At 73.5% G+C, this 17,297-nt stretch carries 14 protein-coding genes and 1 pseudogene; 8 read left to right on the top strand and 7 right to left on the bottom strand.

Going from position 1 to position 17,297, the window contains the following annotated elements; all coding sequences use genetic code 11:
* Nucleotides 1-14: 14 nt before the first annotated feature.
* From AB0L21_RS24560 to AB0L21_RS24550, 3 genes are read right to left on the bottom strand one after another with little or no spacing between them, the layout of a single operon-like run.
* Nucleotides 15-452 (bottom strand): roadblock/LC7 domain-containing protein, encoded by a 438-nt coding sequence (locus tag AB0L21_RS24560; RefSeq protein ID WP_365700762.1) that lies wholly within the window; start codon nucleotides 450-452, stop codon nucleotides 15-17.
* Nucleotides 449-3,070 carry a nitrate- and nitrite sensing domain-containing protein gene (locus AB0L21_RS24555; protein ID WP_365786389.1) on the bottom strand — a complete coding sequence of 874 codons (2,622 nt, stop codon included), beginning with the start codon at nucleotides 3,068-3,070 and terminating at the stop codon, nucleotides 449-451. The genes AB0L21_RS24560 and AB0L21_RS24555 overlap by 4 nt, the downstream gene beginning before the upstream one ends.
* Before the next feature lie 47 nt (nucleotides 3,071-3,117).
* Nucleotides 3,118-3,891 (bottom strand): MHYT domain-containing protein, encoded by a 774-nt coding sequence (locus AB0L21_RS24550; protein WP_365700766.1) that lies wholly within the window; start codon nucleotides 3,889-3,891, stop codon nucleotides 3,118-3,120.
* Between the two features lie 152 nt (nucleotides 3,892-4,043).
* Between AB0L21_RS24550 and AB0L21_RS24545 the strand changes: the two genes are divergently transcribed.
* A complete protein-coding gene (locus tag AB0L21_RS24545) occupies nucleotides 4,044-4,643 on the top strand; it encodes a class I SAM-dependent methyltransferase (protein WP_365700768.1) in 600 nt (199 codons plus the stop codon).
* Between the two features lie 13 nt (nucleotides 4,644-4,656).
* On the opposite strand, the gene AB0L21_RS24540 is transcribed toward AB0L21_RS24545, so the two are convergent.
* Nucleotides 4,657-5,412, bottom strand: coding sequence for an alpha/beta hydrolase (locus AB0L21_RS24540; RefSeq protein WP_365786387.1), 756 nt, complete (start codon nucleotides 5,410-5,412; stop codon nucleotides 4,657-4,659).
* A gap of 109 nt (nucleotides 5,413-5,521) precedes the next feature.
* Between AB0L21_RS24540 and AB0L21_RS24535 the strand changes: the two genes are divergently transcribed.
* The gene (locus AB0L21_RS24535; protein WP_365786385.1) at nucleotides 5,522-6,055 is read left to right on the top strand and encodes a PadR family transcriptional regulator; all 534 of its coding nucleotides are present in this window, start codon (nucleotides 5,522-5,524) and stop codon (nucleotides 6,053-6,055) included.
* Here AB0L21_RS24535 and AB0L21_RS24530 read toward each other — a convergent pair.
* Nucleotides 6,032-6,937, bottom strand: a complete 906-nt coding sequence (locus tag AB0L21_RS24530; protein WP_365700774.1) for an oxygenase MpaB family protein — start codon at nucleotides 6,935-6,937, stop codon at nucleotides 6,032-6,034. The two genes, AB0L21_RS24535 and AB0L21_RS24530, sit on opposite strands and share 24 nt — an antisense overlap.
* A gap of 97 nt (nucleotides 6,938-7,034) precedes the next feature.
* Between AB0L21_RS24530 and AB0L21_RS24525 the strand changes: the two genes are divergently transcribed.
* On the top strand, nucleotides 7,035-7,331 hold the full coding sequence (locus AB0L21_RS24525) for a hypothetical protein (protein WP_030986416.1): 297 nt from the start codon (nucleotides 7,035-7,037) through the stop codon (nucleotides 7,329-7,331).
* Between the two features lie 143 nt (nucleotides 7,332-7,474).
* Complete coding sequence (locus AB0L21_RS24520; protein ID WP_365786383.1) at nucleotides 7,475-8,314, top strand: hypothetical protein; 840 nt, start codon at nucleotides 7,475-7,477, stop codon at nucleotides 8,312-8,314.
* Nucleotides 8,315-8,443: 129 nt separating this feature from the next.
* Here AB0L21_RS24520 and AB0L21_RS24515 read toward each other — a convergent pair whose 3' ends face one another.
* Nucleotides 8,444-8,626, bottom strand: coding sequence for a hypothetical protein (locus AB0L21_RS24515; protein ID WP_365700778.1), 183 nt, complete (start codon nucleotides 8,624-8,626; stop codon nucleotides 8,444-8,446).
* A gap of 1,149 nt (nucleotides 8,627-9,775) precedes the next feature.
* Here AB0L21_RS24515 and AB0L21_RS24510 point away from each other — a divergent pair.
* The 3 genes and pseudogenes from AB0L21_RS24510 to AB0L21_RS24500 form a co-directional block, all read left to right on the top strand.
* Nucleotides 9,776-12,643 carry a DEAD/DEAH box helicase gene (locus AB0L21_RS24510; RefSeq protein WP_365786380.1) on the top strand — a complete coding sequence of 956 codons (2,868 nt, stop codon included), beginning with the start codon at nucleotides 9,776-9,778 and terminating at the stop codon, nucleotides 12,641-12,643.
* Nucleotides 12,640-13,923 carry an SWF or SNF family helicase gene (locus tag AB0L21_RS24505; RefSeq protein ID WP_365786378.1) on the top strand — a complete coding sequence of 428 codons (1,284 nt, stop codon included), beginning with the start codon at nucleotides 12,640-12,642 and terminating at the stop codon, nucleotides 13,921-13,923. Before AB0L21_RS24510 ends, AB0L21_RS24505 begins: the two co-directional genes overlap by 4 nt.
* Nucleotides 13,924-14,052: 129 nt before the next feature.
* Nucleotides 14,053-14,337 (top strand): annotated as a pseudogene (locus tag AB0L21_RS24500) (esterase-like activity of phytase family protein); the annotation flags it as partial.
* Nucleotides 14,338-14,490: 153 nt separating this feature from the next.
* Here the strand turns inward: AB0L21_RS24500 and xylA are convergent.
* Nucleotides 14,491-15,657 carry a xylose isomerase gene (gene xylA / locus AB0L21_RS24495; RefSeq protein ID WP_365700785.1) on the bottom strand — a complete coding sequence of 389 codons (1,167 nt, stop codon included), beginning with the start codon at nucleotides 15,655-15,657 and terminating at the stop codon, nucleotides 14,491-14,493.
* A 159-nt stretch (nucleotides 15,658-15,816) separates the two neighbouring features.
* Between xylA and xylB the strand changes: the two genes are divergently transcribed.
* Nucleotides 15,817-17,262 (top strand): xylulokinase, encoded by a 1,446-nt coding sequence (gene xylB, locus AB0L21_RS24490; RefSeq protein WP_365786376.1) that lies wholly within the window; start codon nucleotides 15,817-15,819, stop codon nucleotides 17,260-17,262.
* The last annotated feature ends 35 nt before the right edge of the window (nucleotides 17,263-17,297 follow it).

The raw sequence follows: 17,297 nt of genomic DNA, 5'->3' as shown, positions 1-17,297 counted from the left end.
GCCGCCTTCCCGGCTCATCCGGCGGCGGGCGGCTGCGCCGCGAGGCGCGGCGCCGTGTACAGATGCTCGCCGACCTGTTTGACCAGCCGGGCCATCTCGTAGGCGACCAGCCCGATGTCGGCCGTGACCGCGGTCAGCAGGGCGAGGCAGGATCCGTCACCGGCCGCGGCCACGAAGAGGAACGCGTCGTCCATCTCGACCATGGTCTGGCGTACTCCGCCCGCTCCGAAGTGCCGTCCCGCGCCCTTGGCGAGGCTGTTGAAGCCGGAGGCCACGGCCGCGAGGTGCTCGGCGTCCTCCCGCGCGAGGCCGGTGGAGGCGCCGACCGCCAGGCCGTCGTTGGAGAGTACGACGGCGTGCCGTACCTCGCGCACGCGCGTCACCAGGTCGTCGAGCAGCCAGTCCAGTTCGCCGGACCGCTGGCCGGTCCTCGGTGTCGGGTCCTGGATCATGCCGGGTCTCCTTCGCTGCTGTGACTGCCCGTTTCCGGTTCCGGTGCGGCACCGCGGCCGGGCTGCCTGCCACCGCCGCGCGCCCAGCCCTCGCGGTATGCCGCCATGCGGTCCCGTACGAGTTCGGGGGTGCGCCGGTCGTCGCCGTGGCGGGCGGGCTGCTGGGCCGGCTCTTCGGGGCGCTGGTGGCGCAGTTGCGGGGCGAGGCTCGCCTGGCGCACACGGCGCGGGAGTTGGTCGGAGGCCTCGGAGTCGTCCGGCGAGCGGTGCAGTCTCAAGGCGGTGACGCCGGGGGGCGGGGGTTCATGGGCGGTGTCGTGGGAGCGGGCCGCCGCGCCGGTGCCGTCCGGGCCTGGTGCCGGCCGGGTGCCGTGGGGATCGGCCGCCCTCCCGGTGCTCTGGGGTCCAGGTGTCCGCGTGGTGCCGTGCGGGCCGGGTGCGGTGGCTGCCAGGGCGGGCCGGTCCGGCCACGCGGTGACGGCGGCCTCCTGGGGCGAGGTCGCGCCGGGCACGTGCGCGTAGGCGCGTTCCTCGTCGGGTCGGGCCTGTTCAGCCTGGCGGATGGACGATTCCGGTGAGCCGCTGTGCAGCAGGGCCTTCGACAGCAGGACCACGGCGGTGGTGCCTCCGTACGGAGAGGTCCGCAGATGCACCTTGATGTCGTGCCGGGAGGCGAGCCTGCTGACCACGAAGAGTCCGAGACGGTCGCTGTCGAAGAGGTCCAGCGCCTCTGACTGTTCGATGCGGCGGTTGGCCTCGGCCAGGGTCTCGGCGCCCATGCCGAGACCCCGGTCCTCGATCTCCAGGGCGTAGCCGTTGCCCACGGGTTCGCCGGTGACCCGCACGCGCGTGTGCGGTGGTGAGAACTGGGCCGCGTTCTCGACGAGTTCGGCGAGCAGATGGGTGAGGTCGGCGACCGCCGCGCCGATGACGTGCGCCTCGGGGAACTGGCGCACCTCCACGCGCGCGTAGTCCTCGATCTCCGAGACGGCGGCGCGTACGACGTTGGTCAGGGAGACCGGCATCCGCCAGGCCCGGCCGGGCGCGGCACCGGACAGGATGATCAGGCTCTCGGCGTGGCGCCGCATCCGGGTGGTGAGGTGGTCGAGGCGGAACAGGTCACTGAGTTCGTCGGGGTCGTCGGAGCGTCGCTCCATGCTGTCCAGCAGGCTGAGCTGGCGGTGGACCAGGACCTGGCTGCGGCGGGCCAGGTTGACGAAGACTCCGGAGATGCCGCTGGCGAGTTCGGCGCGCTCCACGGCGGCGCGCAACGCGGCGCGGTGCACGGTGGTCAGGGCTTCCGCGACCTGACCGGCCTCGTCCTCGGCCGGCGGTCCGGAGGGTGCCTCGGCCTGGACGTCGATCTCCTCTCCCGCGCGCAGCTTGCCCATCGCTTCCGGGAGTTTGCGGCGGGCGATCTCCAGCGCGTCGTTGCGCAGGCTCACGAGTTCCACCACGAGAGCCCGTCCGATGCGCACGGAGATGACGAGGGAGGCGGCGACGGCGGCGAGCCCGAGGAGTACGGCGGCTCCGGCGGGGCTCAGCAGGCCGCGGGTGACCGGGTCCGCGCGGCCGGCGACGGCACGGCCCGCGGCTGCCGCGATGGTCCGCATGCCGTCCTGTACGCGCGCGTGGGCGGCGCTCCAGGCGGCTCGCGGTGCCGTGTCGGCGACTCTGGTCTCCGGTCCTGCGGCGAGCAGGTGGTCTTCGGCGGTGCCCAGGGTGGTGTAGGAACCGCCGGCGGTCAGATCCCGCCAGGCGGCGCGCTGGGCGGCGGGCAGATCGCTGACAGCGGTCTCGGTGAGGGCACGGCGCGTGGCGACGGCGGCGTTGAAGAGCCGGAGGCGCTCTCCCTGCAGGGTTCCGGCGGTCCGTGCGCTGCCCAGCAGGGCGTCCTCCTGGGCCAGTGCCTCGGCGGCGCGGGAGAATTCGAGCAGCACGCGCGCGTCGGAGGCGACATCGGCCTGCTGGATGCCGGTGAGGGCGCCGTCGACCGCGAAGGCCGCGCGGATGGTCTTCGTGTACTGCGTGTAGGCGCCGTCCCAGCCTGTCTTGTGGCTCCGTACGGCTGTTCTCAGTGTGCGGAGGTGTTCGGCGCCGGTGACGAAGGCATCGAGGCGCCTTGAGACGCCGGCGGGCAGCTCCTGGCTGTCGGCGACCGTGCTGTCCCGGTCGAGCCGCAGCCTGTCCACCGCTCGGTCGGTGCGGGCCGCGAGGTCTTGGAGATCGCCGCCGTCGCCGGCCCGTGGGTCCGTGGCGTACCGGACGGCCGCGGTGCGCTCGGCCTGCAACGCGGTGACGGCCGCGGCCACCGGGGTGCGCAGTTCGGCGTCGACCCGCTGCGACTGGCGCAGCCGGGCGACGTCCTGAGCGGTGCTGACGGTGGCGTACGCCCACAGGGCGAGCAGGGAGACGACGGGCACCATCAGGAGGCTGACCACCTTGGCGCGCACGGTCCGGGGGCGCAGGTGCCGGCGGCTCCCACGCGCGCGTGCGGTGCCGGGCGGCGGGCCGAGCGTGTGGCGGCCCTCGTCGGCGGGCGGTCCGGCGTGGGCGCGGCGTCCGCGCGGACGGTGCGCCGGGGCGGCGGCGTTCTCGGGTGTACGGGGTGGGCGCATGGCCTCCTCGCTCGGGACGTGGTCGGTGCGCTCGGGCCGGGGTCCCGCTAGCGGGCGACGCTTTCGACGGGCCGCTGGGCGGAGGCGGACGCCTCGCGCTCGTGGGCCGTGGGCGAGAGGGCGACGAAGGCCGAGGTGATGAACAGGTAGGACCCGAGGCCGACGGCGAGGGGGAAGATGAACTGCATCGCCGTGGCCCCGGGCAGGGCGTCGCCGGAGGGGTCCACGCGCACGCGTACCGCGAACATCCCGGTGTAGTGCATGCTGCTGACGGCCGCTCCCATGACGAGGGAGGCGACGGTGACCGCGAGGGGTGACTTGATGTTGAGTCCGGCCCACAGGGCCGCGGTGGCCGCGACCACGGCGATCAGTACCGACAGTCCGACGAGAACCGGGTCGTACGTGACGTCACCGTGCATCCGGACCGCCGCCATGCCCAGGTAGTGCATGCTGGCGACGCCCAGTCCGGTGGTGAGCCCGCCGAGGAGGAGGGCGCGGTTGCGGTCGCGGCTGTAGCCGACGGCGAAGACGCCGGCGCAGACGACGACCATGGCGACGAGAAGGCTGAGGATGGTCAGCGGCACGTCGTAGCGGATGTCGCTGCCGCTGACGCGGAAGCCGAGCATGGCCACGAAGTGCATGGTCCAGATGCCCGTCCCGATCGAAGAGGCGGCAGTGACGAGCCAGTTGCGGCGCGCGCGACCGGTGGCGGCGAGCGCGCGGACGGTGCAGCGCAGTCCGAGTGCGGCGCCTATGCAGGCCATCACGTACGACAGCACGGGGGTCAGCCAGCCGAAGGCGGCGTGGTCCAGGTGTCCCATGGCCCCGGGACGCTAGCGGGGGCATGGGCGCACAAAGGGGGCGCATTTCGAAAGGTGCCGGAATATGGCGCACAGTTGTGCCGGAACGATCGCGTCCCGCTCGAACATGCGCACAGAGGCTTCCCTCGTGACGGTGAGGAATCATGCGGCACATGAACGACGACCACACACATGTCCAGGAGTTCTTCACCGCCCGCGCGGCCGACTGGGACAGCCGGTTCCCGGACGACGGCCCGGCCTACGCGGCGGCCGTGGCCGACCTCGGGCTGCGGGAGGGTGACCGCGTGCTGGACGCGGGCTGCGGCACCGGGCGGGCCCTGCCGCCCCTGCGAGCCGCCGTGGGCCCCTCCGGGGTGGTGCTGGGCGCGGATCTGACCCCGGCGATGCTCCAGGCCGCCGTACGGGCGGGCAGGCACCGCGCCGGGCGGCTGGTGCTCGCCGACGTCGCCGCGCTTCCGCTGCGCTCGGGTTGCCTGGACGCCGTGTTCGCCGCCGGCCTGATCGCCCATCTGCCGCATCCGGTGGACAACCTGCGGGAACTGGCCCGTGGGGTACGGCCGGGCGGCACGCTCGCGCTCTTCCATCCCATCGGCCGCGCCGCGCTGGCGGCACGTCAGGGGCGTCGGATCACCCCCGACGACCTGCGGGCCGAGACCAACCTCCGGCCGCTCCTCGCCCGTGCGGGCTGGCGGATGACGTCGTACGCCGACGAGGACGCCCGTTTCCTGGCGCTCGCGGTGCGCGAGGGCTGAGGGGCGGGTCGGGTCAGCCCGTTCCGGCGACGGCTGCCACGAAGGCGTCGGGGTTGTCGAACATGACGTTGTGCCCGGCGCCCGGCACCGTCACCACGCGCACGCCGGCGGCTTCCAGGCTCTCCCGGCCCGCGAGTTCGCCGCTGTGCTCACCCTGGAGGAAGACGCGGTCGACGGGCAGCCCTTCCAGGAGTGTCCGCATCACGGGGTCCGACCCCTTGCGCAGGCCGACGGCACTGCGGTGCAACGCGCGCGGGTCGGCCAGCCGCATGGTCGCCGCCCACAGCGGGCCGACCGCCTCCAGCACGCGCGCGTGCCCCGCTTCGACGAACTCGTCCTCCGCGTAGGCGGCGATTCCGCTGCTGCCGGCGGTCGGCGGCGGAAAGGCGTCCAGGTTGGCCTCCGTCAATACCAGCCTGGAGACCAGGTCGGGCCGCCGGTGGGCGAGCACGATGGCCACGGCACCGCCCATGCTGTGCGCGATCAGTTCGGCGCCGGCGGTCCCGGCCGCGTCCAGCGCGACGGCCACCGCGTCGGCGTGGTCCTCCAGCGTGTATCCGAAGTCCTGGGGACGGTCGCTCGTGCCGTGTCCGGGCAGGTCCACGAACAGGCTGCGGCGGCCTGCCAGTTCGGGCCGCGCCGCGATGTGCGCGTGGTACGCGGCGGACATCGCTCCGAGTCCGTGCAGGTACACCCGGGCGGGCTCCGCCCCGGGCACCTCGGTCCACCGGATACGGCTTCCCCTGCTGTCGAACGTGGCCTGCTGCACCGTGCCCCTCCCTGTGTTCCGCGACGGCGCCAGGACAATACCTCGGTGGCGATGTATCCCGTCAAGGCGGTATTGGCTCGGCGATGTATCTCTGCGGAAGAATGCGGCCATGCTCGAACTCGCCATCCTCGGATTCCTGTACGGCGCCCCCCTGCACGGTTACGTCCTGCGCCGCCACATCGCGGCTCTCACCGGCCACGTGCGGCCCGTCGCCGAGAGCACGCTGTACCCGGCGATCAAGCGCCTGGAGAAGGCCGGTCTACTGGTGCGGGCCACCGAGCCCGGCGCCGTGGCCGCGCCGCGCCATGTGCTGAGACTGACCGAGGAGGGCGGGCGCGAGTTGAAGCGCCGGCTCGCGGAGCCCGCCCAGCGTGAGATCACCGACGAGAACCACTGGTTCACGCTGCTCGCGTTCCTGCGGCACTTGGAGGACCCCGCCGCGCAAGCGGCCGTGCTGCGGCGCCGGCTGGCCTTCCTGGAGGAGCCGGCGAGCTTCTTCTACGACGGCGACCGGCCGCTGCGCGCCGAGGAACTGGACGACCCGTTCCGGCGCGGCCTTCTCACCATCGCGCGCGCCACGAGCCGGGCCGAACTGGCCTGGCTGCGTGACATCCTGGCGTCACTCGACGGGGCCGGCCGCTGAGCCGTCCTGGTGCCGTACCGGGCAACCGCGCAGACCGGGGACCGGGCGCGTGCCCAGGTCGGCGACGCGATAGCCGTTCGGGTAGCCCTTGACCTCCCAGTTCTGGCGCGCGAAGTGCGGGCTGCGGCGCGGCGGCAGCAGCCGGACCAACCGGCCGCGCGTCCGTACGGCGCGGCGCACCAGCGCGGAGGTGGCCGCGCCGGGTCGCCGGTACCGGAACGCGCGCAGCAGGGGCTCGTCGAGCAGCGCGAGCGTGGCCGTGCGCAGCAGTGGTGCCAGGGGGCGGGGATACCAGGACGCCATCAGGCCGAGGGTGGCGTCGGAGACCCGGCGGGCCTCCTCGTCCCAGCCGAAGTGGGCCTCTTCGTAGGAGTCGAGAAGGGCCTCGAACTCCTCGTAGGTCCGGGGGATGTCCGGGATGCCCATGTGCCGGCCGAGGGTGCGGTAGTACTCGGTGGTGGCGACGATCTCGTGCCGGGACAGCCGCCGCCAGCCGTAGGCGTCGATCCAGCGGCGGGGCATCACCACGAATGTGCTCAGCACGTACCGCATGTCGTCGTCGCTGATGTCGTAGCTGCGGTGCATCTGGTTGATGCGGCGGATCGCGGTGCGGCCCTCCTCCGCCGTGAAGCCGTGTTCCACGATGGTGTCCAGGAGCAGCACGGTGTCGTCGTACCGCTTCTGCGTGCGCTCGGTCAGCTCCGCCGTCCGCGCGAGCAGCCGCCCGATGCCGGGCACCGCGTAGGTGCGGTACAGAGCCAGTTCGAGGGCGCGGGTGTAGTCCCAGGGGAACTCGTACGCGACGCTGATCCGGTAGATCTCCAGCGCGTCCGCCACCGGGTCCAGCCGGCGGATCTCCGCGAGCCGCTCGAACCGCTTCACAGCGTCGTCCCCCTTCTGCCGCCGAATCTCCAACTCTACGTTGTGGAGCAGCAGATGGGCGATCGGTACTGACTCCGTTCAGGGAAAGGTGGTCCGCGTGTTCGACAGGATCCGCAGGTACGCCGGCCGGCTCGGCACCTCCACGCAGGGGCGGCCGGAGGGTGCCCGGGAGAGGCGTACACACAACTTGTTCGAAGCAGCGGCCGTCTATGTCGCGGCCCGGGCGGAGGACGACCAGGACCGGATCGAGGAAGCGGCGGCGTGGGTGTCCCCGGAGGCCCTGTCCTTCGGGGTGAGCGAGCTGGCCTGCCGGGCGGTCGTCGCGCTGGCCCGGGAGCGCGACGAGTCGCCCGCCGCGGTGGCCCGCGACCTCCTCGGGCTCCCTGCGGCCTGAACGGAACTTCCTTCTCCACATGTGGTCGTTTCGCCCCCGTCCAGGTGGAAACCTGCAGCTCCGCGTGGTGCGCGGAGTCGTGACAAGCGGCTTCCGCTAGCACTAGGGTGCGCGCCGATGGACGAACCACTGGGGAGGCAGGGATGGCCGGGACGGACGATGAGCCCGTCGCCGCCGCGGACGATGCGCTGTACGTGCTGACGGCGGTGCTGCTGACGCCGGCACAGTTTCCGAGCGTGCTGGGCGACGACTACCCGGAGGCGTGTGCGGCGCTGGACCTGGCGCCGCGCGCCGACGGGTACGGCCTGGTGCTGGGCCAGGACGGGGGCGGCGCTCGCTGGACGGTCGTCATCGACGACGTCTCGCTGGTCGCCGTGGCGATCGCCTCCTGGGACTGCGGCATGGAGTACGAGCTGTCGCCGGACGAACGCGCGGTCGTGACCGCCCTGCCGGGATGGCCCCTGGCCGTCGCCGTCGCGGCGCCCGGCGTGCCCGCTCCCCACGACCCGCCCGCCGAGGAGGCGGGACGACCGGCGCTCAGGCCGCCGGACACCGGCTCCTGGGGGCCCGCCCAGCGCCGGCTGGGTGCCGACGAGATAGCGCTGCAGTGGGCCGCCTGGCGGGAGCAGATCAACGACGCCGACTTCCCCGTGCCCGGTGAGCAGACACGGGCCGTGGAGTCAGCGCAGGAGGGCGGGGGCGCCAGGGCCGGCGGCCACGCCGGTGTCCGCCGGGTGCTCGCGGAAGCACGCGCCTACGTCGACTCCCCGCCGCCGCTCGGCCGCGTGCGCTCGTCGTTCGCTCCCGGCGAGGCCCGTACGCTGCGCGCCGACGGCCCCGGCTGGTCGATCGTGGCCCGCACCGACGACATCGCGTTCGTCCTGCTCGACGAGGAGCCCGGCGAGGTACTGCCGGTGGGCCGGGGACCCGAGCTGCCCGGTCTGCTGGAGGCACTCGACAAGATGGCCGTACGGCCCCTGTGAGCCGGGCCGGCCGGACGAGACCTCCCGCGCTCCCCGGCAGCCGCGCCGCGCCTGGCCGACGCGGCTCCCGGCGGCTCGGCCGGCCCGTCCGGGCAACTCGGCGAGTGATGCCTCACCGTGCGCGGCGCCTCAGCGGCCGAGCTCCTTGCGGGCGACCCTGCGCAGCCTGCGCCGCTGTGAGGGGTCCAGGGCGAGGTACGCGGCCGCCGGAACCCCCACGACGACCAGGAACGCCACCCACCAGGGCAGCCATATGAGCAGGATCAGCCCGACCGCCACGCCCCCTGCGGCGATCTTCGCGTTCATGGACATGAGCGTCGCCTCCTTCGCGGCCACCGCCGCGCTCTGATCTGAGAACGGCCCCCCGCTCCCCGCGGTTCCGACCCCGACCCTGAGACATCCCTGAGCCGCACCCCCTAGTGGTCCTCGGCACGGCACGGACGGCACGCGGGCTCGCCGGCGCAAGGCTCCACACGGCACGCGGCCGCAGCGGTGCGTGGTTCCCTGCGGCATGCGACCGAGCGACGCGTGAACCCTGTGGCCCCGCATCCCCCGCGCGGAAGCCGATCAAGCCCGCCGCCAACGGCCTCACTACGTGCCACCCACCCAGCCACCCCGCCTCACGCCCGCCGGATCGGAGCCTCACAGCACTCGACGTCCCGGCGCGCCTGATGCGGCGCTTCCCCCCGGCAGGGTGCGGGTGCCGGAAAGGTCGGTGGCCGAACTCCTGCACCTCGGCGGGAAAGTTCACGAGAACGCCGACAGCGCGGGGGCGGGTTCAGCGGGCGCACGGCCGCGGACGGCGGCTGCGGGGCACGGGTGGCCGGAGCCCGGCCCGAGGCGCCGGTTGCCGCCGAGGGCTTCTTCCCGGGACCGGTCACGGCGAACGACCGCCGCCGCACCGATGCGGGCTCCACTCCCAGACGCTCGCCCTGGAAGACCGACCGGCCGTCGCGGACCACGCGACCGACCTGACACGGTCCGCGGGGGCCGAACACGAACGCCCTGGGGCGGCCCTCGTGGTCCAGCCGCGCCCCCCGCTCCGGGACGCCACCGGCCTTGTGCGCCGGCTTCTCCCGCACGCTCGGTTCCAGCATGTCCCAGCACCGCTGTCGGCTCGGGACCGAGGCGCCGACCTCGAATCCGCCGCGCCGATGGATCCGCGGCACGACCCCGGCGGGTTTCCGGTGTCCCTGTTCGGCACGGCGCAGTTCCAGGGCCGCATGGTCATCGCGCAGGTGCGACGGCATGCGGTCTCTTCCACCCGGCCCCCATGCCCCTCCTCGCCCGGGGATCGCCGGAGGCCCTGAGTCCGTCAGGCTCTCCCTCAACGAGCGCGACCCCTTCGAACACGTTGTGGAGTGACCCACGTCATGGCATCCACAGGAGGGGAACGTCCTGCACGTCCTGTACTCTCGGCGACTCCGGTCGAGTAGTCAAATTTGAGGAGTACGGCGAGCTGTGCAGACCATCCCCACGGCACCACCCTCCGACCTGGCCGAACTGACCCAGTGCTGCGTCGTGTTCCTTCCGTCCGATCCCCCGCGCGCGGGCCGCATCGGCTTCTGGCGGCCGGACGGTGGGGCTCCGCCCGCACACGTGGAGGGCTCACTGGCAGATCTGGATTTCATGCTGCCCTCAGCCGACGGCAGCGTCGAACGCGTCCCGCTGCCCGTCCTCCTGCTGCCCGTCCGCACCGCCCTTCCGGTGCTCGCACGCGCGCGTGCGTTGCCGCGGGAGCACCGGGCCGCAGCCTTCTGGCGGACCGCGTACGAACTGGCCCTCGGTTTCCTGGCGCGCGGTCTGCTCCTGCCGGGCCTGTCCGCCGGCGATCACGACGCCTGGCGCGTGGGACCACTGTCCGCGCGCGATGCGGAACTGGTCCGCGAACTCGCCGCTGCCATGCCCCCGGAGGCGCATGCCGTGCCGCTCACGGCGGACGGGCCACCGCTGTTGCCCGACCCGGAGCGGCTGCTGCGCGCCTTCCTCGACGCCATCGCCGACGTACTGCCGCGCTCCCCCGCCGCCCCACTGGTGACCGGCGGCCCCGCGTACACGGCACCGGAGCCGCAGCATCTGCCCGCGCTGCGGGCGTGGGCCGACGACGTCGCCGCCGGCCATGACGCGGGGGTGCGGCTGTCGCTGCGCGTGGAGGCGCCCGGTCTCCATGACACCGTCTCCGAGGATGACGCTCCGGTCCGCTTCCGTGCGGTTCTCCAGGTGCACGGTCAGAGCGGACCGGTGGACGTCATGGATGCCGCCGGACTGTGGACCGGTGCGGACACCGGCCGCGCGGCGTTCGCTCCACGCGCGCGTGCGGACGTGCTGCTGGCGCTTCGCCGCGCGGCCGGCGCCTGGCCGCCGCTGACGCCGCTGCTCTCCGCCGCCGTGCCGGACGCCGTGGACCTCGCCGACGACGAGATCGCCGAACTGCTGGGCGAGGGGGCGCGGGCGCTGGCCGCCGTAGGGGTCGACGTGCACTGGCCCCGGCACCTGGCACGCGGCCTCACCGCGCACGCGGCCATCGGACCACCGGACGACGACACCGCATCGTCCCGGACCGCCACCGTTCCGTCGTTGCTCTCAGCGGACGAGAGGGTCACGTTCAGCTGGTGGTTCGACCTGGGCGGGCGGGAGTTGTCACGGGAGGAGCTGGATCGGCTGGCGGAGGCCAAGCGTCCCCTGGTGCGGCTGCGCGACGGCTGGGTGCTGGTCGATCCGCCGGAGGCGGAGCGGGCCCGGACCGAGCGGGACCGTTCCGTCACTCCCGTCGAGGCGCTGGCCGCGGCTCTGACGGGCTCGACGGAGGTCGACGGCCGCCGGGTCGACGTACGGCCCACGGGGTGGCTGGAGGGGCTGCGTGAGCGGCCGACGGTCCAGGATCCGGCCCTCACCGTCGGGCAGCCGCCGGGCCTGGACGCGACCCTGCGGGACTACCAGCTGCGCGGCCTCGACTGGCTGGCCCGTACGACATCGCTCGGACTGGGCTGCTGCCTGGCCGACGACATGGGACTCGGCAAGACGGTCACGCTGATCGCGCTGCACCTGCACCGGCAGTCGGATCCGGCGGCGGCCGGTCCCACGCTCGTGGTCTGCCCGGCCTCGCTGCTGGGCAACTGGCAGCGCGAGATCGAGCGGTTCGCTCCCGGCATTCCGGTGCGCCGGTTCCACGGGTCCGGGCGCGATCTGGCGTCTTTGGCGGACGGTGAGTTCGTCCTGACCACGTACGGCACGCTGCGCCTGGACGCCGTCCGGCTCGCCGGGGTCCCGTGGGGGATGGTCGTAACCGATGAGGCGCAGCATGTGAAGAACCCTTACTCCGCCACCGCGCGGGCGCTGCGTACGGTCGGCGCACGCGCGCGCGTGGCGCTCACCGGCACTCCGGTGGAGAACAACCTCACGGAACTGTGGGCGATCCTCGACTGGACGACCCCCGGCCTGCTCGGCAGCCTCGGCAGCTTCCGCGCGCGATACGCACAGCCCGTCGAGGGCGGCCGGGACCCCGCCGCCGCGCAACGGCTCGCCCGGCTCGTCGGACCGTTCCTGCTGCGGCGGCGCAAATCCGATCCGGGCATCGCCCCCGAGCTTCCGCCGAAGACCGAGACGGATCACCCGGTGGCGCTCACGGCTGAACAGGCGGGACTGTACGAGGCGTTGGTGCGCGAGACCCTGGACCGCATCACGACCGTCGACGACATGACCCGCCGGGGTCTGATCATGCGGCTGCTGACCGGCCTGAAGCAGATCTGCAATCATCCGGCGCAGTTCCTCAAGGAGGACGATCCACGGCTCACGGGACGCTCGGGGAAGCTGGAACTGCTGGACGAACTGCTCGGCACCATCCTCGCGGCCGACTCGGGCGTGCTCGTCTTCACGCAGTACGTGCGCATGGCCCGGCTGCTCGAACGGCATCTGGCGGCCCGCGGGGTGTCCTCGCTGCTTCTGCACGGCGGAACCCCGGTCGCCGCGCGTGAGGATCTGGTACGGCGCTTCCAGGCGGGCGAGGCCCCGGTGTTCCTGCTGTCCCTCAAGGCCGCCGGGACGGGGCTGAACCTCACCCGGGCCGAGCATGTCGTGCACTACGACCGCTGGTGGAATCCGGCGGTGGAGGCACAGGCCACCGACCGCGCGTACCGCATCGGGCAGACCCGCCCGGTGCAGGTGCACCGGCTGATCGCCGAGGGGACCCTGGAGGACCGCATCGCGGAGATGCTGAGCCGTAAGCGGGAGCTGGCCGACGCCGTGCTCGGTTCGGGTGAGGCGGCCCTGACGAAACTGTCGGACGAGGAACTGGCCGCACTGGTGGAACTGCGCGGGGAGGCGCGATGAGCCGTTACGACGACGAGCAAGGCCGTGACGCAGGACGCACGTTCGCCGCGCTGCCGCCCGCGCGCGGGCGGGCCTTCGTCCGGAGCTGGTGGGGGCGTGCCTGGGTGGGGGCCCTGGAGGACGCCGCCCTGGAAGCCGCTGCGGTCAAGGCCGGGCGCCGGCTCGCGCGGGCGGGCGGTGTGGGTGCGGTGACCGTACGGCCGGGCCGGGTCACCGCCGTCGTACGTGACCCCGGAGGTGCGGCCCACCGGGCCGACGTCCTGCTGCCGCGGCTGTCCGACGAGGAGTGGGCACGGTTCGGGGATCTCGCCGTGGAGCAGGCCGGCCACATGGCCGCGCTGCTCGACCGGGAGCTTCCGCCGCATCTGATCGAGGACGCGGCGGTGGCGGGGATCGAACTCCTGCCGGGCCTGGGCGATCTTGATCCCGAGTGCGACTGCGGTGCCTGGGACCACTGCGGGCACACCGCCGCCCTGTGTCACCAGGTGGCGCGGCTGCTGGACGAGGATCCGTTTCTGCTCCTGCTGATGCGCGGGCGGGACAAGGAGGCCTTTCTGGCGGAGCTGCATGTCCGCAGCACCGCGGAGCCGTCCGGAGTGACGCCCCCGGCCACGGGGGTGGACGCGGCAGAGGCATGGGCGGCTGCCGAGATCCTGCCGCCGCTGCCCGAGTTGCCCGGACTCCCGCCGGCACCCGGCGCGCCGCCGTCCTTCGTCACCGGCTCGCCGGCCGCACCGGAGGTGGATCCCGCGGCGCTGGAACACCTGGCCGGCCGCACGGCTGTGGAGGCGTACCGGCTGCTGGCGGCGGCGCTGCGTGGCGACACGCGGGCCGGCGAGGACCTGACGGCCGCTCAGGACGCCGTACGCCTGGCGTGTGGGCCGGCCCCCGCCGCCGTCGCCGAGCGGCTCGCCACGGGGTCGGGGCGTGGACGCGACGGGCTCATGACAGCCGTCCGCGCCTGGCGGACCGGTGGCCCGGCGGCGCTGGCGGTGCTCGACGAGGACCGGGAGGTGGAGGGTGTGGCGCTGGCACGCGCGCGTGCGGCTCTGGAAGCGGCCTGGGAGGCGGACGAGCGGCCGGTGTTCCACAGGAGCGGCAACCGGTGGACCGTCCAGGAGGAAGGCGTTCAGCTGCGGTTCGGAGGCGAGGGCCACTGGTGGCCGTATCGTGACGAGGGAGGACGCTGGGTTCCGGCGGGCGGGGCCGATCCCGATCCCGCGACGGCACTGGCATCCGCGCGGCTGGACGCGGAGTCGCGTGCTCCGGAGGCGCTCTGACAGGCAGTCACCGTGAGATCGGCGCGATCCGATGAGCGGCGGAGGCCGGCCGTTCACCCGGCGGTCGTGCGGCGTTCCTCCGGGGGCCCCATGGTGTCGGCAGCCAATGACCTTGCCGCAGGAGGCCAGATGTCCCCGCACGCCGCCGGCCGGCGCCGCGTCCACCGTTCCGTCTCCACGGGTCTGCCGCTGGCCCTGGCCGCCGTCCTCGTCGCGGCGGGGACGGCCACCGCGGCGCCGTCCGGGGACGCCCGCGTGATCCGCACGGCGACCCTCGGTGAGATCCCGCTCGGCGCGTTCAGCAACGCGCTGCTGCCCGGCGGCGTGGCCGACGACCACGGGATCGAGCTGGGCGGCATCGGCAGCGACATCTACCCGGCGGGCCGCAAGGGTGACGACTTCGGGATGACCGACGGGACGGGCGCGTTCGACGCCCAGGGCCGCCGGGTCGACAGCGGGATCAAGACGACCGTGACGTACGTCCGGCTGCCCAGGAGTCGGTGACACGGGCCTCTCGGCCGGGAGGGCCGGGGTGAGCCGCTGCCGCTCGCCCCGGCCCTCCTCCGTTCAGCCCCGCGCTCCCAGCAGGTGGTCCATCGCCAGCTGGTCGAGGCGTTCGAACGCCATGCCGCGCGCGGCGGCCGCCTCCACGTCGAAGTCCTCGAAGGCCGCGCGGTCGGCGAGCAGGGCCTGCAGGCCGTCGGCCGCGGTCGCCTGGGCCAGCTGGTCCAGGCGCGAGGCGCGCAGCGCCTCCTGCACCTCCGGGTCGGCGCGGAAGGCGGCGGCACGCTCCTTCAGGATGAGGTAGTTGCGCATGCAGCCCGCCGCCGACGCCCACACGCCGTCGAGATCCTCGGTCCGCGGCGGCTTGAAGTCGAAGTGGCGGGGTCCTTCGTAACCGGCGCTCTCCAGGAGGTCGACCAGCCAGAAGGCGGACCGCAGGTCGCCCGCGCCGAACCGCAGGTCCTGGTCGTACTTGATGCCGGACTGGCCGTTGAGGTCGATGTGGAAGAGCTTCCCGGCCCACAGGGCCTGCGCGATGCCGTGCGGGAAGTTCAGGCCGGCCATCTGCTCGTGGCCGACCTCGGGGTTGACGCCGTAGAGCTCGGGCCGCTCCAGGCGCTCGATGAAGGCCAGCGCGTGCCCGACGGTGGGCAGCAGGATGTCGCCGCGGGGCTCGTTCGGCTTGGGCTCGATGGCGAAGCGGAGGTCGTAGCCCTGCGAGGTGACGTACTCGCCGAGGAGGTCGAAGGCCTCCTTCATGCGGTCCAGGGCGGAACGTACGTCCTTGGCGGCGCCGGACTCGGCGCCCTCGCGGCCGCCCCAGGCGACGTACGTCTTCGCGCCCAGCTCGACCGCCAGGTCGATGTTGCGGATCGTCTTGCGGAGGGCGTAGCGGCGCACGTCGCGGTCGTTGGCGGTGAACGCGCCGTCCTTGAAGACGGGGTGCGTGAAGAGGTTCGTGGTGGCCATCGGGACGGTCATGCCGGTGGCGTCCAGGGCCTGGCGGAACCGCTTGATGTGCGACTCGCGCTCGGTGTCCGACGAACCGAAGGGGATCAGGTCGTCGTCGTGGAAGGTCACTCCGTAGGCACCGAGTTCCGCCAGGCGCTGCACCGTCTCGACCGGGTCGAGGGCGCGGCGGGTGGCGTCGCCGAACGGGTCCCTTCCCTGCCAGCCGACGGTCCAGAGTCCGAACGTGAACCTGTCCTCGGGGGTGGGCTGGTAGCTCATGCCGCGGCTCCTTGCTGCGTTGCGACTATTTCGTCATGGCGGTTTACAAATTAGTATGCCGACGCACCGCTGTGAAGAGACAAGATGTCTTCGACAGCAAGGTGTCTTCGAAAACAGCCCACCGCACATCCCGCGGAGCCGCGGAAGAGGGAGAGCCCGATGTCAGCAGCCGAGGGTCCGCTCGTCGTCGGAGTGGACACGTCCACCCAGTCCACGAAGGCACTGGTCGTCGACGCGGCCACCGGTCAGGTGGTGGCGAGCGGCCAGGCACCGCACACGGTGTCTACCGGCGCCGGCCGGGAGAGCGATCCGCGCCAGTGGTGGGACGCGCTGTGCGAGGCGCTGCGCCAGTGCGGTGACGCGGCGCACGAGGCGGCGGCGGTGTCCATCGGCGGCCAGCAGCACGGCCTGGTCACCCTGGACGAGCACGGCGAGCCGGTGCGTCCGGCGCTGCTGTGGAACGACGTCCGCTCGGCGCCGCAGGCCGGCCGTCTGGTGGAGGAACTGGGCGGGCCGAAGGCCTGGGCGGAGCGCACCGGCAGCGTGCCCGGGGCGTCCTTCACGGTCACCAAGTGGGCGTGGCTCGCCGAGCACGAGCCGGAGGCGGTCCGCGCGACCCGAGCGGTACGGCTCCCCCACGACTACCTCACCGAGCGCCTGACCGGGCAGGGCACGACCGACCGCGGCGACGCCTCCGGCACCGGCTGGTGGGCCTCCGGAACGGAGGCGTACGACGCGGAGACCCTCGCGCACATCGGCCTGGACCCGGCGCTGCTGCCCCGGGTGGTACGGCCCGGCGAGGTGGCCGGCACCGTGCGCGACAGCCACGATCTGCCGTTCTCGAAGGGCACGCTGGTGGCTCCGGGCACCGGCGACAACGCGGCAGCAGCCCTGGGCCTCGGCCTGCGGCCCGGCACGCCGGTACTGAGCCTCGGCACGTCCGGCACGGTCTACGCCGTCTCCCGGCGCCGCCCCACCGATCCCACCGGCACGGTGGCGGGCTTCGCCGACGCGCGGGGGGACTGGCTCCCCCTGGCCTGCACCCTGAACTGCACCCTCGCGGTGGACCGCGTCGCGGCCCTGCTGGGCCTGGACCGCGAGGCGGTGGAATCCGGCGGATCCGTGACCCTGCTGCCCTACCTGGACGGCGAGCGCACCCCGAACCTGCCGCACGCCTCCGGAGTGCTGCACGGTCTGCGGCACGACACCACCGCGGGCCAGCTGTTGCAGGCCGCGTACGACGGCGCGGTGCACGCGCTGCTCGGAGCCCTCGACCTGGTCCTCGACGAGGACGCGGACCGCGACACCCCGCTGCTCCTGATCGGCGGCGGGGCCCGCGGGACGGCCTGGCAGCAGACCGTGCGCCGGCTCTCGGGACGGCCCGTCCAGGTCCCGGAGGCCAGGGAACTGGTCGCCCTGGGCGCGGCGGCACAGGCTGCCGGACTGCTGACCGGCGAGGATCCCGCGGCGGTCGCTCGCCGCTGGAACACGGCCGCGGGCCCCGTGCTGGAGGCCGTGGAACGGGACCGGGCGACGCTGGACCGGATCACCGGGGTACTCTCCGACGCGGCCCCGCTGCTGGAGCGGGGGACGGACACCGAGTGACCGAGCCGCCCGCGACCAGCCGGGCGGCGGACACC

The sequence above is a fragment of the Streptomyces sp. NPDC052721 genome (genome assembly GCF_040678315.1).
Taxonomy (GTDB): Bacteria; Actinomycetota; Actinomycetes; order Streptomycetales; family Streptomycetaceae; genus Streptomyces.
Note: the sequence above shows the minus strand (reverse complement) of the source record. Positions and strands in the feature narration are given on the sequence as shown.

Excerpts from the sequence above, each read along its gene's own strand:
- AB0L21_RS24560 (WP_365700762.1), bottom strand. The coding sequence starts at position 452 with ATGATCCAGGACCCGACACCGAGGACCGGCCAGCGGTCCGGCGAACTG.
- AB0L21_RS24555 (WP_365786389.1), bottom strand. The coding sequence starts at position 3,070 with ATGCGCCCACCCCGTACACCCGAGAACGCCGCCGCCCCGGCGCACCGT.
- AB0L21_RS24550 (WP_365700766.1), bottom strand. The coding sequence starts at position 3,891 with ATGGGACACCTGGACCACGCCGCCTTCGGCTGGCTGACCCCCGTGCTG.
- AB0L21_RS24545 (WP_365700768.1), top strand. The coding sequence starts at position 4,044 with ATGAACGACGACCACACACATGTCCAGGAGTTCTTCACCGCCCGCGCG.
- AB0L21_RS24535 (WP_365786385.1), top strand. The coding sequence starts at position 5,522 with ATGCTCGAACTCGCCATCCTCGGATTCCTGTACGGCGCCCCCCTGCAC.
- AB0L21_RS24520 (WP_365786383.1), top strand. The coding sequence starts at position 7,475 with ATGGCCGGGACGGACGATGAGCCCGTCGCCGCCGCGGACGATGCGCTG.
- AB0L21_RS24515 (WP_365700778.1), bottom strand. The coding sequence starts at position 8,626 with ATGTCCATGAACGCGAAGATCGCCGCAGGGGGCGTGGCGGTCGGGCTG.
- AB0L21_RS24505 (WP_365786378.1), top strand. The coding sequence starts at position 12,640 with ATGAGCCGTTACGACGACGAGCAAGGCCGTGACGCAGGACGCACGTTC.
- xylA (WP_365700785.1), bottom strand. The coding sequence starts at position 15,657 with ATGAGCTACCAGCCCACCCCCGAGGACAGGTTCACGTTCGGACTCTGG.
- xylB (WP_365786376.1), top strand. The coding sequence starts at position 15,817 with ATGTCAGCAGCCGAGGGTCCGCTCGTCGTCGGAGTGGACACGTCCACC.